A 14,994-nucleotide genomic window follows, 5' to 3' on the forward strand; every position below is an offset into this window, starting at 1 on the left:
TTACTCATTATGTTTTGATATAACCTTCTGATTTACTAGCACCATTCAACTTGTATTTATTCATAAATTTTCTACCTTCACAAGCAAAAATAATTATTCACTTCAAAGTAAGGGATGAGTGGCATCTACGCATAATTATCGCTTTCATTATAACATATTTTCTTAAAATTTTTTTAATTTATTAATACATATTAGTTTAGATAAAGTTGATTTTTCCATTCATAATAGTAGAACCATTATTTCAAAATAAAAAAGCAGAAGTACGCTTCTCGATACTCCTGCCTTATAATTAGTTTCCTATATTCTTTTCTTCTTTGTTCACTCATCTTCTTCGTGACTGATATGAATGCGCAAAAGCCGCATAATCGGTCGATAATTTTGACTGATCAGGCCGAGCGTTTCAATCAGGACTTCTATTAAGATAAGCAGCACGCCCATCAGCAAGATCGAGCCCCATAACGTCGACATGGTCAAGATAAAGGAAAACAGCGAGAAAAGTGCCGAGATGGCATAAATCAGAATCACTGTTTGGCGATGTGTAAAGCCTAGATTCATCAGGCAATGATGCATATGAAACTTATCCGCCATGGCGATCGGCTGCTTGGTAACCAGTCGCCGAATAATCGCAATCAATGTATCTGCAATTAGTACGCCCAGAATCAAAATGGGCACAATCAAGGAAATAAATGTGACATTTTTAAAGCCCATCAAAGATAGCACGGAAATAATGAAGCCTAAAAAGAGTGCCCCTGTGTCGCCCATAAAAATCTTAGCCGGGTTGAAATTATACGGCAAAAAGCCAAGTGTCGCAGCAATAAGAATAGCTGCCAGCATAATCACGACTGGATCCTGCATGATAAAAGCCATACACATGATTGTCAAAAGCGCAATCGTCGAGACCCCTGCCGCAAGCCCGTCCAGTCCGTCGATCAGATTCACCGCATTTGTAATCGCCACAATCCAAATAATCGTGAGCGGAATACTCAACACACCAAAATGGATATCCCCACCAAATGGCAAATTGATAAAAGTAATTTCAATTCCACCAAATAGGACGATAACCAGTGCTGCAAGAATCTGCCCAAACAACTTAACGCGCGCTTTTATTTCAAAAATATCATCTATCAGTCCAGTGATCATCATGATCGTTCCGCTGACAAATAATGGCACAAGTAGCGATTTATCGATTGGCAGCATGAAAAGACCAATCGTAAAACTTATGTATATCGCAAGCCCGCCAAGACTTGGAATCGGTTTGATATTTACACGACGTTTATCCGGTTTATCTGTCACATCAAAGTAGAGCGCCAGTTGCCGAATGATCGGTGTAAAAAGAAGCGAGGCCACAAGTACGATCGCAAAAATCGCATACAGCATCTTTCGCCCTCCTTTTTCAATTGAGATCTTCTATATTATACGTGCTTATTTATGAAAATACAATGAATATCTCGGGAGCAACCTTTTGATACAAAAAAATCAGTAATTATTACAACTTTTCGACAGCTTAAAATAAAGAGTGACCTTTCTTATAAATTGGGCTAAAATAAAGGTAGCAAAAAAGAGAGGATGAATAATTTGCGAACGGATAAATACAAAAAGAAGAAAAAACATCGGGTTTTAAAAATCATTTCAGCCATCCTATTAGTAATCATTTTACTTTGTGCTGGATTAATCGGCTATGCTTACTGGAAAACCAGCGCAACTTTTGATCAAATCCACAAACCAGTCGAAGGAAAACAAAATACTAGTGTCACGCTCGATGGAAGTACCCCTTTCTCTGTGCTACTTCTTGGGGTCGATGAACGCGAAGGTGACCGCGGCAGATCTGATACCATGATTGCGGCTACGGTCAACGGTACGACCAATAAAATCCAAATGCTCAGTATCCCACGTGATACACAAACAGAAATTGTCGGGCATAATTCAGTGGACAAAATTAATGCTGCCTATGCTTACGGCGGTGTCAAAATGGCCGAAGATACAGCCTCTAATTTTTTGAATGACATTCCTTTCAATTACTATATTAAAATCAACATGGAAGGCTTTAAGGATCTTGTTGATGCAGTCGGCGGAATCACTGTCTATAATGACAAGGACGGACTTGAACTTGACGGTGAAACTTTCAACAAAGGGAACATTACACTTGATGGTGACGATGCACTTGCTTATGTGCGTATTCGTAAAACGGACTCAGAAGGTGACTTTGGTCGTCAAAAACGGCAGCAACAGGTCATTTCAGCGATCGCAGATAAATTGATGAGCACAGGCCTGATTTGGCACTTCAATGATGTTTTAGATGCGATTGGCGATAATATCGAAACTGACTTTACAATGAATGACGTGACAAAGATTGCCAAAAACTATGCTGGTGCACTCGGCAATGTGGAAAACTTGCAGGTTAGCGGAACAGGTGGCATACAAAGCGATGGCATCTGGTACTATGTGGTCTCCGATGACGAACGGGCACGGCTTCATGACGAACTAGCCAAGAATTTGGAAATCAACTGACCCACTAGTCAAAACAGCGGAAAGCATGACTGTTCATTGAAACCGTTTTGCTTTCCGCTGTTTTTTGCAGGTTAAAAATTTTATACCACATAAAAAAATCTTTCCGTCTATTCCACTGAATCTGAGAATAGACGGAAAGATTTTTATTGTTTGACGCGCGCCACAAATTGAAAGCGGCTGCCTACATATTGCGAACGAGTAAATTCAAATGGTCGACCGTCATCCAAATAGGTAATCTGCCGAAGCTTCATGACTGGAGAACCTAATTTTACATCCAGATAAGGCGCGACTTTTTCCGAAACAAGTGCGGCTTCCATCGTTTGCTCCGCCTCGCCAATCTGCTGATCAAGGCTGGTTTCAATCGCTTTATAAAGAGAGTTCATGATGTCCTCTTTGGTTAAAAGTGACGCAATTTTTTCTGGAATCGACGCGACTTCATAAAGAATTGGCACTTTGTCCCCGTAGCGAATCCGTTCGATTTTCATCACATTGCTGTTATCCGGCAGTTCAAGTGCTTCCTGTTCCTGGATACTTGCCGGTCTGATTCCATAGGAAACGATACGTGTCGACGGAATCTTGCCCTCTTGCAGCATCAAATTCGTAAAACTTGTCACTGCTTCAAGACGCTCAGTCAGTTTTTTCTCAGCGATAAAAGTCCCGGCACCCACGCGGCGCTGAAGGATATTATCATCCACAAGTCCTTGAATGGCCTGCCGGACGGTCATCCGGCTCACTTGAAACATTTCGGCTAATTGACGTTCTGCCGGAATTGATGACCCGACCTGCCAGACGCCCTCTTCGATTTTTTGCTTGATGTTCGATTGGATTTGAATGTAAATCGGAATTCCTGATTGTTTATCGATCATTTTTCAGCCCTCTTTTTTATAGAAGTGAAGCTGCTTCCTCGTCCACGATAATGGTAACATCCGGATGATTTTGCAGTGCCGAAGCAGGGCATTTCACATCTACAGATCCTTTTATAGTTTCTTTAATCGCTTCTGCTTTGTTTTCACCAAAAGCAAACAGAATGATCTTCTTCGCGTTCATGATCGATTTGATTCCCATCGAGTAAGCGTGCGTCGGAACGTCTTCTTCTCTTTCAAAAAAGCGTTTGTTCGCTTCACGTGTCGATTCTGTCAATTCGACTTTATGCGTTAGCGAGTCAAATGGCGTACCGGGTTCATTAAAGCCGATATGTCCATTTGTCCCAATGCCCAGAATTTGAATATCCACTGGGTGTGCAGCAAGAATTTCTTCATAGCGGGCACATTCAGCCGCAGCATCCTTTGCTAAACCGTTTGGCAAGAAGCTTTCTTTAAATGCTTTCTTAGAAAACAACAATTGGTTCATATAGTAATGATAACTGTTTGGATCGTCGGCTGCAAGACCTACATACTCATCTAGGTTGACTGTTGTGATTTCAGCGGTATCGACATCGCTTTTAATCATTTCAGCATAAAGGGTTTCTGGCGTACTACCTGTTGCAAGACCTAGCGTATTCACACGGCCTGCTTTTATTTCATTTTCAATGATTTCTAGTCCTTTAATGGAGCCTTCTAGTTTATCTTTTACTTGGATAAGTTGCATGTTTAGTTCGTCCTCTCAAGAAAATTTACGACCGAATGAGAATGTTGCGGTCAATTTTAGATCATTGTCAAATACGTTAAAATCAGCATCTTTACCTGCTTGAAGCGCACCTTTTTGTGTTAGGTTGAACTCCTTCGCCTGATTGACAGAGCTCATTAGAACAGCTTCTTCTATCGTGCAACCGGTAAAGCGAATGATATTACGGAAAGCATCGTCATAAGTGAGTACGCTTCCTGCCAGTGTGCCATCTTCAAGACGTGCCTGTTTATCTTTTACGATAACCGTTTGGCCGCCAAGTTCTGATTTTCCTTCTGGCATACCTTTCGCACGCATGGAGTCTGTAATAAGACTGATGCCGTGTGCCCCTTTCATCTTGTAAGCAAGACGAACCATATCTGGATGAACATGGATACCGTCACAGATTAGTTCTGCTTGGATGCCGTCTTCTAAGAGCACGTGTCCTGGAACACCTGGTTCACGGTGTGTCATTCGATGGCAGGCATTATAAAGATGGGTGGCGTGGGTTGCCTTACTTGTTTTCAAATGTTCCCGCACGTCATTACTGTGTCCGATACTTGGAACAACACCCAGCTCATAGCAAAGATTTTCAAATGCTGGAGAAGTTTCGTGCTCGGGTGCATAGGTTACGACTTTGATTAAGCCGCCAGAAAGATCAAACCATTTTTTGAAAACCTCTAAATCTGGTGCTTCAATATATTCTTCTGGTTGTGCCCCTTTAAAGACAACCGATACAAAGGGACCTTCCAAATGAATCCCGGCGATGACCGGTTCTTCTTTAGCCACTTCGCCAATCGTTTTTAATGCCTTTTCAATATTTTCATGCGATTGTGTCATCGTTGTTGGGAAATAACTGGTAATCCCCTCATTCAACATTCCGCGTACTTGGAGCTTCAACGCCTCTGGATCTGCATCCATAGCATCGTGTCCGTATCCGCCATGTGAATGAACATCGATAAAACCAGGAACCACTTTTTTTCCGGATAAATCGATTACTTCTTCATCCTTTTTTGCCTCGAAATTCGCCATGCTGCCAACTTCTTGAATCGTTTCCGTGAAGCGCATGTAAGCATTCTCAAGTACATTCTTCCCCGTGTAGATTGTTGCGTTAGTAATCACTTTTGCAGTCATTACGATAGCCTCCTTCATTTACAATCGGTCTATACCAATTATTATACCGCTTTTCCTAAAAAATGCAACTTATCTTTTGTCCTTTTCCCGAAAAAGCTTTGGCAAAACAAAAAGTCCGCAGCTCAAAAACACTGGAATCGTTTGTACCTGCCGCTTCTCAGAGGAGCTTCTTCAAACAAAAAAACACGTAATAAATGTCTCTTTCACATCTATTACGTGTCCGTAAAGGAATTTTATTCATTTTATCAAAGACTTATTTATCGTCTTCTGCTTTTTCTTCTTTCTTTTCTTCCAGTTCTGGGATTAGCCCTTCATCCTCTGTCTGTTTTTCTTTTTTTACAGCATCTTTTTCTAAGTCATTCAGTAGTTCATCCATCGAAGCCTGATCTTTCTTTTGGAAATTGCGTTTTTCTCGTTCGATCATATCGTCCACCATGGATGAAAATTCTTGGGCTTTATCTTTAATGACTTCTTTGCTCTTTTGTGTTTTCTTGTCAAGCTCGTCCATCAGCTCATCAAATGACTGGGAAAGCTCTTTCGCCATGTCGGCTTTTTTACTCGCCTCTTCAGAAAGCTCCCGCTGTTTTTGGGCTTCATGGTAATCTGTTACACTGCCCCAGCTCATATCATGGATGACCTTATCCATTTTTTGCGCTGTTTCTTCGGCGTTCTTTTCAGCCATTTCTGCTAGATGCTGTGTTTTGAGGTTTTTCCATTTCAGGCGCATTTCATGCATTCTAAGCTCCAATTTTTCGAGTTGCTCTGATGCCTGTTCATAATGTTCTTTGGTCGTTTCAAGCTGTGCTTCATATTGTTCTACTTCTGCCTGAGCAAAATTAGCTAGTTTCGTTTCGCCTGCTTCTTTGGCAATTTCCACTTGGCGCCGGCGTTTTTCAATGTAGGCTTCCATTTCTTTATATTCTTTATAGAAAATGGATTTCAGCTCACGTTGTTTTTCTACCATACGCTCTGCTTCTTTCATTTCTGCTTTCGTTTTGTCCATGTAGTAGCTGACTGAATTACGGCGTTTTTCATTTTTTTCATCGATTTTCTTTGTGACTTGTTTATTCCATTCTTTCATTTTATCAAAAAAATTTGTCATGATTTTCTCCTCCAATTATTTGTTATATGGATAATCAAACGTGTCATTATGCGATTGATTTTTAGGTCGACGGTTTTTCGTAATAAAGTAAAAGATTAAAGCGATAACCGCGACGACTAAGATGCCTTTTAGGTTAGCCAAAATAATGAGTACACCTACACCAATCAAAATACCATATAAAATTTTTTCACCGATTGTCTGGACTTCAAGTAATTTTTTCAGCGACCAGAAACCGATGACGGCACCGATTGTTGCCATAATGGCCGGCCAAAGGATCGTCAATATCAGCGCGATCAGGAGCACTACTAGGATCGCAATAAGTATGCCTCTCATCTATTTTGCCTCCTTTTCTTAACTGTACTTATCATACCCCGCATTTGCAAGACAATAAAGCAACTGCAGAAGGAATTTCGACTACAACTTGAGGCTGAAAAGAAAAAGCTGCCCTCTCATAAGAACAGCTCCATCTCTTATTTTGCTTGTTTTTCATTTTCATACTTGACGCTTGTCATGGCGCCTTCCGCGACCATATTTTCTGCCTCTATTTCGGTTTCGCTGACAGCCTCTTTTGCATACTGGTTCCGAATATCATTCACTGTATCAAAGGGATCGCCGGTTCGTTGTTTCAAAATAATAAATGTTCCTACGCCTACTAGAGCCCCTGCTGCCCCGCCAATCAGCCAGCCAATCTTTTTTTGCATCTTTGGCACCTCCTCGTAAAGTCAGTTGTCTTTTCCCAAAAATAAGCTTTTGCAAACAAAAAAAGCCATGACAAATGTCAGGCTTTTTAAAACTATTAAAGACTTGTAAAAGGATCACGAGGCTTACGCACCCAGGACATGATTGCTGCAATCAAAAACAGCAACGCCGGAATGAAACCTGTAGAAAAAGTGACGACAAAAACAAGAATCGCTGCGAAGAAATACAAGAAACCTGCTAAAACGGGCTTTTTATTTCCTGTAATAAAAATAATCGCTAGAATAGCTAAAATCAGTGTAATAATGGCTGCCACAAGAGATAATCCAGCAAATGTATGTATCTGGTCGAGAACCGTGCTTGCATCTGGAACGCTCGCCATACTGCCACCATATTGGGTTACCGCTTGATTATAATTATCGACAAAGCTTTGCAACCCGTCTGGCTGATTTGTCACTCTTACAAGTACAAAGCAAACGGCTGTAATCGCGCCTTGCACAATGATGGCTAAAATAAGTCCAATAATTCCGAGAGTCACCTCTCCTGTTCGCTTAATCAAAATATCGCCTCCTTGATAACAGTATACCGAATTTTTTTCTGCTTGAAAACCTTCAGTAAACGGATTATAGAAAGTGCGTTTTGGGTAAAAAGCAGGTATAATGAAAGAAATTGCGTTTGAAGGGGAGTCACAAGGATGTTAAAACGCCTTATATTTGCCGGCCTCGTGCCACTTTTATGTGTTGTCGGTGCGATTTATTGTATTTTCCAAATGGAGCCACAAGTCAAAGCCGTCAGCAGCTCAAATATACCGACAATTTTTATTCACGGCTATAGGGGAACCGATCGATCACTACATGGAATGATTCGCCGTTTTGATCAAAAATATGACTGGGGTACGGACGCGCTGAAAGTATCCGTCAGCCCCACTGGTGAAATATCTACAACAGGAAGCTATTCAAAAACGGCCAAAAATCCTTTGATCAATATTGTCTTTGAAGATAACCGGGCGACGATCACTCAGCAATCGATGTGGACGAAAAAAGTCATGCTCTATCTGCAGGATCACTATGATATCCGTCAGTTCAATGCGGTCGGACACTCGATGGGTGGCGGCGCTTGGGTGGCGTATCTTGCCAGCTATGAAAAAAATCCAGACTATCCGCAAGTCAATAAAATTGTCTTTTTGGCCGTCCCGTTCTATCCGGAAGAATATGTGAACGGTGACGAGGAAGTCGATATCAAAAATGCCAATGAGGTGCACGCCAAATTTGCCAGTCAGATGTCGAAAAACCTGCCTGAAAATGTTAAGATTCTGATCATTGGCGGTAATTTAGATGATGGCAGTGACAGCGACGGCGAGGTTAAGATTGACAGCGTGCTTTATGGTAAAAAATTATTTACCAAGCAAGAAGTTGAAACGCATGTCATTCATGGACCTGAAGCCACGCACAGCAATATGCATGAATTGACAGCAGTTGATAAGTATGTAGGACCTTTCCTATTTGGACAAAAATGAGGTGCATATCGTGAAAAAATGGTTGATCGGCGGTTCTGTAGTATTCGTATTTCTGATTTGTATCGGACTAATTTTCTATACACTGCCTCAAACGGAATCTCCAAAAAAAGAATCTGCAGCGAAAACAACAACGTCTCCCCCTCTTAAATCAAAGGTCACGGCGGAAAAGACACCCGATGTGCCGACGATTTTTGTTCACGGATATGCAGGGACAAAAAATTCGCTTGGCAACATGATCAAACGGCTGTCCAAAAACGGGCAGGCCACCAAGTCGCTGGTTTTGACTGTGAACGCAGATGGCACTGTCTCAACAAGCGGTCAGTTTGACGAAACAAGCCCAAATCCGCTGATTCAAATCCTTTTTGCGGATAATAAAAGCTCAATGGAAAACCAAACGATCTGGCTGGAAAACGCCCTTGCCACGCTGAAAAACGAGTACCATATCGAAAAAATCAACGCGGTAGGTCATTCGATGGGTGGCGTTAGTCTAACGAACTATCTGGAAAAAGATGGCCATAACGCGGCTTATCCGCAAGTTGAAAAGCTCGTCCTGATCGCCGCCCCGCTCAATGGTCTTGTAATCGGTGAGGATGGCGTGACACCTTATGATCTGACAGACAATGGGCCGGGTGCCGAAACCGATCGCTATGCGAATTTTATGAACGGTCAGGCTGGTCTGCCAAGTGATCTTCAAGTTTTCAATATTGCAGGCGACATAGAGGACGGGACGAAGAGTGACGGCAGTGTGTCGGTGGCCAGTGCCTTATCCGGTCGCTTCATTTATGCAGATGTGGCCAGCTATTCGGAAAAGATTTTTTACGGAGAAAATGCCGCCCACAGTAAGCTGCATGAAAATCCCGATGTAGACCAAACGATCGCCGACTTTTTATGGTCGGATTAAAGGAAAAAGGTGCAAAATCCACATAAGATTTTGCACCTTTTTTTATATTTCACGGGAAAAGCACCACATGTCCCGGCATAATAGGCCATTTTCAAAAATAGGTTCCTCGTAATTTTCAGTAAAGAAATCCAGCTTGATTGCCGTAAGTCGGAAGCCCATTTTCTGGTAAAAAGCCACTTGCCCGATACTGGAATTGCCTGTCCCAACATGCAAATCGCGTGCGCCTGCCTTTTTGGCTTCTTGAACGGCATGGTTTAGCAAAATCTTCCCTAAGCCCTCGCCCTGCCTTTTCTCGCTGACGGCAATATTCATCACTTCCATTTGCGTAGCGGTCAACTTCTGCAAAGCGTAGCAGCCGATCGCCTCCCCTGCTTCTTCTAAAACAAATACTTGGGACTTAGGCAGATAGCTTTTTATTCGCTCTTCACTGGGATCAGCCAGCTGGAGTAAATCTAGTGGATAATTCTGCTCAACCCTTTGAATCCTCATCCGGCACCTCTTTCTTCTTTTTAAATCCGAAGAAATTTTTGCGAGGGATGTCGTCCGTGCTCCGAACATCTAAAACATCTAGCATAAACACAAAGACGGGGATCCCAACGATTAAGCCCCAAACGCCAAAGAATTCTTCCGAGAAAATCAAAATGATAAAGGTGTAAAAAACTGGTAGATCGGTTTTGCTCGACATCAGCTTAGGATTGAGTACGTATGTTTCGATCGCATGGACGATGACCACGGTCAGCAAAATATAAAAGACGTCTTGAAATCCGCCGACGGAATAGGCAATGATGGTGAGTGGGATACAGGAAATAATCACACCGGCAACTGGGATCATGCCTAGAATGAAGACCATGATCGACAGACTAAGCAGTTGAGGGAAATCCATCAAATAAAGCGCGGTTGTCGTGATCAGACAATTGACAAGCGCAATCAAAAGCTGGGCTTCCAAAACCACTCCAAATGTTGAAACAAATTTTTTCCCAAAATAGGCCAGGTCTTCAAAAATAAAACCGATTTTACTTGTGAGAAATTGACCTGTAAACCGCATGACTCGTTCCTTTTCCAGCGAGAAAAACAGGCTGAGAATGAGTGCCATAAAGAAGGACACGCCCACCGCTCCGATACCTGAAAGCGAAGAAACGAGGAAGTTTACACCCGATTCGAGGTATTTTTGAACATTGGAATCTTGAATAATCCCGAAGACCCATTGTAAAAATTCATTGTTTGTTGGTTGATTGAAAAATTTGATGATCATATCGACAAGCTGTGAAACTTGATCGATCAGGATTGGCAAGTAATGCACCACTGCAATATAAAGCAGTAGGGCTACAAGTGCATATAGTGTAATCACAATCAACCGTCTGGGTATACGCACTCTTTTTAAAATGACATTTTCAATTCTTGTCACTAAAAACGCAAAAATAAATGTCAGTAAAATCAAATTGATCATACTGCGAAGAAGATAAAGTGTGAAGCCCATCAAAGCAAACACAATTATTCTTCGTAATGTTAAATTTTTTATAAAATAATCGACCCATTTCATCTTCCAAACTCTCCTCCTTAACCCTTTTCATTCTATCACAGCTTCCAGCATTCGCCTACTCTCTTTACAATTCCTGCCAGTCACGTTAAAATTAACCAATCATCCTACCTTTAATTGAAAGAAGTGATTCGATGGAAAAAATTCCTCGCTCAACGCTTGCAGAACAAGTTTATCTGCAAATCGAACAAAAAATTCACACGGGCGATTGGCCACTTGGAGCGCGCATTCCGAATGAAAAGGAATTGATGGCGCAGCTTGGCGTTAGCCGCAATACTTTACGTGAAGCTATTCGAGCGCTGGCCAGTGTCGGGCTCTTGGAAGCGCGACAAGGAGACGGCACATTTGTTACTGCCAAGAGTGAACTGGACGCCATCCTGCAAAAACGTGCAGAAAAATCGGCACCGCTGGAAATTTTGGAAGTGCGGCGAGCGCTCGAAAAAGAGGCTGTAGCACTTGCCTGCAGGCGAAAAACGGCAGCGGATATGGCGGAGATTCTTCGTTTACAAGCCGCTTGCCAAATGGCTGCTTCAAGCGGTTCTGAGGAGCAGTTTGTCGAGCAGGATACCAAGCTGCATTTGGCGATTGTGGCGGCCTCGCACAACCAGTTACTGTTCGATATTTATGCAAACCTGATCGAGCAAATTCGGCATTCGATTGTCCGGACTGCTGAACTAACAAAAGAAACGATCATTGGACATCCGGCACTGATCGAGGCGATCGACTGTGGGGATGTCGAGAAGGCGCAAGAAGAGGTTTCCCGCTATATTCGCCACTTTCAGCAGTTGATTTTGCATGAAGAGGTGCCAAATGACTGATACGAAAGCTGCACGTAATGGACTACTGATCTGCGGCATTCTCCTGATTGCGGCCAATCTTCGCATGCCGATCACCTCCCTTAGTCCACTGCTGCCTTTTATCAAACAGGATGCTCCGGTTTCCAGTGCCTTTGCAGGTTTTCTGACCACTTTGCCACTGCTTGCTTTTGCCCTTGTTTCTCCGTTTGTGTCAGGGCTCAGTCGCCGATTTGGCATGCGCCGGATCCTCTTTTTTGCCTTGATTATCCTATCCATTGGTAGCTTTATTCGACCATTTGGCGGTCTGCCGCTGCTTCTTATGGGAACGCTACTGATTGGCTTTGCGATTGCTGCTGGAAATGTGCTGGTGCCGAGCTTGATCAAGCAGGAATTTCCTTTTAGGCTGGGACTGATGACGGGACTTTATTCGATTGTGATGAATCTTTCGGCTGCTGTCAGCTCCGGCTTGAGTGTTCCACTTGCTGAAACGTTGCCGCGCGGTTGGCAAGGGAGCCTCTTGACATTTGCCTGCTTTTCACTGGTGGCACTTCTTTTCTGGCTGCCTCAGATCCGCCAAAATCGCGAACGACCGCTTGATCAAAAAACGCACGACAAGCAGGCGGTCAATGTGTGGCGGTCGCCGCTTGCCTGGATGATTACCGTCTTGATGGGCATGCAGTCACTGATTTTCTATGTCGCCGTGGCGTGGCTGCCGGAAATCATGCAAAGTCGCGGCTTGCTTCCGGCTGAATCTGGCTGGATGCTGACCATTCTGCAAATTGGGATTATGCCGACAACCTTTATTGCGCCAATGATTGCTGCACGGATGAAAGATCAGCGGCTACTGGTCGGACTCGCAGCGGGCTTTTTAGCGCTTGGCACGACAGGTCTGCTTTTTGCAAATGACCAGTTTTGGCTGGATGCAGTGATTGTGCTCATTCTGGGTATCGGTTCTGGACTCGCTTTTAGCCTGGCGATGATGTTCTTTAACTTGCGGACTCGCACGGCTGAGACGGCGGCGGATCTTTCCGGCATGGCACAGTCGATCGGATATCTGCTGGCGGCAATCGGCCCGACCTTGTTCGGCGTTCTTCATGACATCAGCGGTCATTGGAACGGGGCGATCGTGCTCTTTTATGTTGCCACCTTGTTGATCTTGTTTTGCGGACTGAAAGCTGGGCGGAATCGCGTGATTGACTGATTATTTCCACCTAAAACGGCCATCTGGCTGGAAACCTTGTTTGGCAGGTTTTCAGCAGATGGCCGTTTTCACTATGAGCGTTATTTTTCCTGTTCTTTTAAACGGGCTTGGGCTTGTTTGATTGTGGTCAAAGTTTCCGGTTCCTGAAATAGGCGCAGTGCTGTCACGGCCAAAAGTTTTGCTCCGGTCTGAATGGCCGCATCTCCCGCTTCACTTCTTGCAGCTTCCCGAAACGCATCTGTGTGCGCGACGAGTGATTCAGGCCCGATTTTAATAAACGGATGGATCGTCGGAATTCTCTGGCTCACATTCCCAGCATCCGTCGAGCCAACCCCCGCCCCGTCCTTCTCACACGCCACATCAAGCTCTGCTGCCACCTGATAAAAAAGATCATTAAAGGGTTGATTGACCCACACATTGTCAACGCCTCTTTGAATGCGGCTGATTTTGACAGTTGTTCCTGTCTGACAGGCCGCACCTTCCGCAATCCGACCCACACGTTCTGTTAACTGGTCCAGATTCTTCCGTTTTAAGGCACGGGTGAAAAATCGAGCTTTTGTATACGCTGGAATAATATTGGGCGCCTGTCCGCCGTCCAAAATAATGCCGTGGATCTGCTCGCCAGGTGCCAGCTGTTGTCTGAAAGCATTGATTCCGTTATAAAATTGGATCATGGCATCCAGCGCATTGATGCCCGCTTCTGGATTCGTAGAGGCATGCGCCGCCTGACCAAAGAATTCAAAATCAAGTACATCAACGGCAGGTGCTGGGACAGTGAGGTGCGTCTGGCCGTTTGGATGCAGCATCATGGCCGCGTCTATCTCCTCGAATAAACCGGCCGCACTGTAGCTCGCCTTGGCACTGCCATTCGGACCGCCTTCTTCCGCCGGAGTCCCAAATACAAAAATCGTCCCGTCAAGCGTTTCCTGCATCGTGCTCAAACTAACGGCCGCGAGAACACTTGTCGTGCCGATGATATTATGACCACAAGCATGCCCCAGGCCGGGCAGTGCATCATACTCTGCCAAAAAAGCAATATGCGGTCCCGGTCGCCCACTTTCTTTCCGCGCGATAAAGCCTGTCGGATGCCCAGCAATCGCTTTTTCAATTTCAAAGCCTGCCTCTTCTAACAAGTCGCACAATGTCTCTGAAGCAAAAAATTCCTCATTGCCAATTTCTGGTTTGCTATGGATCGCGTGACTGGCGGCCACATAGTCTGGATGACGGCGTTCAATCTCTGCTAAAAGCCGCTCTTGTCCTTCCTTCATCCTGCTTCACCGTCCTTTCAGTTCTTTCGTTGTATTTCCGCGTTCATCGCGTGCGGCCAGATGGATACTGGTCGCTTTTTTAGCCTGAAATGATCATCCTAATCGCGTGACCAGCAGGCTTATTTTCGGCATGATTTCTACAGCCGTTCTTAATCAGGATACCAAAGCTGCCACAAAAGGTAAACAAGCAGGCGTTTACTTGGTGAGAGGTGGTGACAGTTTGGCTGACCGTTTTTTCGTTTTGCCGCTTGGACGCTCTTTCACAAAAAAACAAGCCGCACATGAATCGTACAGCTTGCCTGTTCCTTTATTTGACCGCTTCAGAATAGGAAAATTTAACTTCTTCTGTTTCAGGATCATAGTCGATTTGCCAGTCATGTTCTTTAAAGTACCAGTAGTCGTGCTCCTCTACAAAAATCAGCAGGTTCTCTTCTTCATCAGAGACGGCGATTTCTGTTGGCACTTCAGCAGCCAGACCAATTGAAAAACCGGGATGTAAGGAACTATTGGAGCCGCCATATTTCGCGAATAAACGAATGCCATTATCACCAGACACATCAAACTCGTCCTTGAACCATTTTTGCGCATTCTCTGTTACATCAATTTTCATCCTTCTCACTCCTCATTCCTTTGCTTCACTATTGTCAGGATAGCAGATAATCCGCCTGAAAGCATTCATTCTGCTTGATACGTATGCTTATTATAACCGTTTTTCCGATCGATAAAACCTTT

17 protein-coding genes are annotated in these 14,994 nt (G+C 43.9%); 5 read left to right on the top strand and 12 right to left on the bottom strand.

The features are described 5' to 3' along the window. Positions 1-318 precede the first annotated feature (318 nt). Positions 319-1,377 (bottom strand): MraY family glycosyltransferase, encoded by a 1,059-nt coding sequence (locus CS921_RS09525; protein ID WP_099223278.1) that lies wholly within the window; start codon positions 1,375-1,377, stop codon positions 319-321. A 189-nt stretch (positions 1,378-1,566) separates the two neighbouring features. On the opposite strand from CS921_RS09525, the gene CS921_RS09530 reads away from it, so the two are divergent. Then, on the top strand, positions 1,567-2,508 hold the full coding sequence (locus CS921_RS09530) for an LCP family glycopolymer transferase (RefSeq protein ID WP_099223280.1): 942 nt from the start codon (positions 1,567-1,569) through the stop codon (positions 2,506-2,508). A 143-nt stretch (positions 2,509-2,651) separates the two neighbouring features. On the opposite strand, the gene CS921_RS09535 is transcribed toward CS921_RS09530, so the two are convergent. The 7 genes from CS921_RS09535 to CS921_RS09565 form a co-directional block, all read right to left on the bottom strand. After that, positions 2,652-3,374 (bottom strand): GntR family transcriptional regulator, encoded by a 723-nt coding sequence (locus CS921_RS09535; RefSeq protein ID WP_099223282.1) that lies wholly within the window; start codon positions 3,372-3,374, stop codon positions 2,652-2,654. Between the two features lie 16 nt (positions 3,375-3,390). Continuing rightward, positions 3,391-4,095, bottom strand: a complete 705-nt coding sequence (locus tag CS921_RS09540) for a glucosamine-6-phosphate deaminase (protein ID WP_099223284.1) — start codon at positions 4,093-4,095, stop codon at positions 3,391-3,393. Between the two features lie 15 nt (positions 4,096-4,110). Next, positions 4,111-5,244, bottom strand: coding sequence for an N-acetylglucosamine-6-phosphate deacetylase (gene nagA / locus CS921_RS09545; protein WP_099223286.1), 1,134 nt, complete (start codon positions 5,242-5,244; stop codon positions 4,111-4,113). A 253-nt stretch (positions 5,245-5,497) separates the two neighbouring features. Beyond that, positions 5,498-6,346, bottom strand: coding sequence for a PspA/IM30 family protein (locus CS921_RS09550; RefSeq protein WP_099223288.1), 849 nt, complete (start codon positions 6,344-6,346; stop codon positions 5,498-5,500). Positions 6,347-6,361: 15 nt separating this feature from the next. Next, positions 6,362-6,679: a lmo0954 family membrane protein gene (locus CS921_RS09555; RefSeq protein WP_099223290.1), complete on the bottom strand. Its 318-nt coding sequence runs from the start codon at positions 6,677-6,679 to the stop codon at positions 6,362-6,364. Between the two features lie 137 nt (positions 6,680-6,816). Next, positions 6,817-7,047, bottom strand: coding sequence for a hypothetical protein (locus tag CS921_RS09560; RefSeq protein WP_099223292.1), 231 nt, complete (start codon positions 7,045-7,047; stop codon positions 6,817-6,819). Between the two features lie 95 nt (positions 7,048-7,142). After that, entirely contained in the window at positions 7,143-7,601 is a 459-nt protein-coding gene (locus CS921_RS09565) for a DUF4064 domain-containing protein (RefSeq protein ID WP_099223294.1), read from the bottom strand. A gap of 135 nt (positions 7,602-7,736) precedes the next feature. On the opposite strand from CS921_RS09565, the gene CS921_RS09570 reads away from it, so the two are divergent. Both CS921_RS09570 and CS921_RS09575 read left to right on the top strand, forming a co-directional pair. Continuing rightward, positions 7,737-8,558, top strand: a complete 822-nt coding sequence (locus tag CS921_RS09570; RefSeq protein ID WP_099223296.1) for an alpha/beta hydrolase — start codon at positions 7,737-7,739, stop codon at positions 8,556-8,558. Between the two features lie 10 nt (positions 8,559-8,568). Continuing rightward, the gene (locus CS921_RS09575) at positions 8,569-9,459 is read left to right on the top strand and encodes an alpha/beta fold hydrolase (protein WP_099223661.1); all 891 of its coding nucleotides are present in this window, start codon (positions 8,569-8,571) and stop codon (positions 9,457-9,459) included. Between the two features lie 42 nt (positions 9,460-9,501). On the opposite strand, the gene CS921_RS09580 is transcribed toward CS921_RS09575, so the two are convergent. Both CS921_RS09580 and CS921_RS09585 read right to left on the bottom strand, forming a co-directional pair. Beyond that, complete coding sequence (locus CS921_RS09580) at positions 9,502-9,948, bottom strand: GNAT family N-acetyltransferase (RefSeq protein WP_099223298.1); 447 nt, start codon at positions 9,946-9,948, stop codon at positions 9,502-9,504. Beyond that, positions 9,929-10,999, bottom strand: a complete 1,071-nt coding sequence (locus tag CS921_RS09585; protein WP_099223300.1) for an AI-2E family transporter — start codon at positions 10,997-10,999, stop codon at positions 9,929-9,931. Before CS921_RS09585 ends, CS921_RS09580 begins: the two co-directional genes overlap by 20 nt. A 131-nt stretch (positions 11,000-11,130) precedes the next feature. Here CS921_RS09585 and CS921_RS09590 point away from each other — a divergent pair, with 131 nt between their 5' ends. Together CS921_RS09590 and CS921_RS09595 are read left to right on the top strand one after the other, a co-directional pair. Then, entirely contained in the window at positions 11,131-11,814 is a 684-nt protein-coding gene (locus tag CS921_RS09590; protein WP_099223302.1) for a FadR/GntR family transcriptional regulator, read from the top strand. After that, on the top strand, positions 11,807-12,994 hold the full coding sequence (locus CS921_RS09595; RefSeq protein ID WP_240422333.1) for a CynX/NimT family MFS transporter: 1,188 nt from the start codon (positions 11,807-11,809) through the stop codon (positions 12,992-12,994). The genes CS921_RS09590 and CS921_RS09595 overlap by 8 nt, the downstream gene beginning before the upstream one ends. Positions 12,995-13,074: 80 nt before the next feature. On the opposite strand, the gene CS921_RS09600 is transcribed toward CS921_RS09595, so the two are convergent. Together CS921_RS09600 and CS921_RS09605 are read right to left on the bottom strand one after the other, a co-directional pair. Next, positions 13,075-14,262 (bottom strand): M20 family metallopeptidase, encoded by a 1,188-nt coding sequence (locus tag CS921_RS09600; protein WP_099223307.1) that lies wholly within the window; start codon positions 14,260-14,262, stop codon positions 13,075-13,077. 307 nt (positions 14,263-14,569) lie between these two features. Then, entirely contained in the window at positions 14,570-14,872 is a 303-nt protein-coding gene (locus CS921_RS09605) for a HesB/YadR/YfhF family protein (protein WP_099223309.1), read from the bottom strand. Between the last annotated feature and the right edge of the window lie 122 nt (positions 14,873-14,994).

The organism is Listeria costaricensis (assembly GCF_900183385.1).
Classification (GTDB): Bacteria; Bacillota; Bacilli; order Lactobacillales; family Listeriaceae; genus Listeria; species Listeria costaricensis.

What these genes read in the sequence shown, in the direction of transcription:
- CS921_RS09525 (WP_099223278.1), bottom strand. Translation starts at nt 1,377, where the DNA reads ATGCTGTATGCGATTTTTGCGATCGTACTTGTGGCCTCGCTTCTTTTT.
- CS921_RS09530 (WP_099223280.1), top strand. Translation starts at nt 1,567, where the DNA reads ATGAATAATTTGCGAACGGATAAATACAAAAAGAAGAAAAAACATCGG.
- CS921_RS09535 (WP_099223282.1), bottom strand. Translation starts at nt 3,374, where the DNA reads ATGATCGATAAACAATCAGGAATTCCGATTTACATTCAAATCCAATCG.
- CS921_RS09540 (WP_099223284.1), bottom strand. Translation starts at nt 4,095, where the DNA reads ATGCAACTTATCCAAGTAAAAGATAAACTAGAAGGCTCCATTAAAGGA.
- nagA (WP_099223286.1), bottom strand. Translation starts at nt 5,244, where the DNA reads ATGACTGCAAAAGTGATTACTAACGCAACAATCTACACGGGGAAGAAT.
- CS921_RS09550 (WP_099223288.1), bottom strand. Translation starts at nt 6,346, where the DNA reads ATGACAAATTTTTTTGATAAAATGAAAGAATGGAATAAACAAGTCACA.
- CS921_RS09555 (WP_099223290.1), bottom strand. Translation starts at nt 6,679, where the DNA reads ATGAGAGGCATACTTATTGCGATCCTAGTAGTGCTCCTGATCGCGCTG.
- CS921_RS09560 (WP_099223292.1), bottom strand. Translation starts at nt 7,047, where the DNA reads ATGCAAAAAAAGATTGGCTGGCTGATTGGCGGGGCAGCAGGGGCTCTA.
- CS921_RS09570 (WP_099223296.1), top strand. Translation starts at nt 7,737, where the DNA reads ATGTTAAAACGCCTTATATTTGCCGGCCTCGTGCCACTTTTATGTGTT.
- CS921_RS09580 (WP_099223298.1), bottom strand. Translation starts at nt 9,948, where the DNA reads ATGAGGATTCAAAGGGTTGAGCAGAATTATCCACTAGATTTACTCCAG.
- CS921_RS09585 (WP_099223300.1), bottom strand. Translation starts at nt 10,999, where the DNA reads ATGAAATGGGTCGATTATTTTATAAAAAATTTAACATTACGAAGAATA.
- CS921_RS09590 (WP_099223302.1), top strand. Translation starts at nt 11,131, where the DNA reads ATGGAAAAAATTCCTCGCTCAACGCTTGCAGAACAAGTTTATCTGCAA.
- CS921_RS09595 (WP_240422333.1), top strand. Translation starts at nt 11,807, where the DNA reads ATGACTGATACGAAAGCTGCACGTAATGGACTACTGATCTGCGGCATT.
- CS921_RS09600 (WP_099223307.1), bottom strand. Translation starts at nt 14,262, where the DNA reads ATGAAGGAAGGACAAGAGCGGCTTTTAGCAGAGATTGAACGCCGTCAT.
- CS921_RS09605 (WP_099223309.1), bottom strand. Translation starts at nt 14,872, where the DNA reads ATGAAAATTGATGTAACAGAGAATGCGCAAAAATGGTTCAAGGACGAG.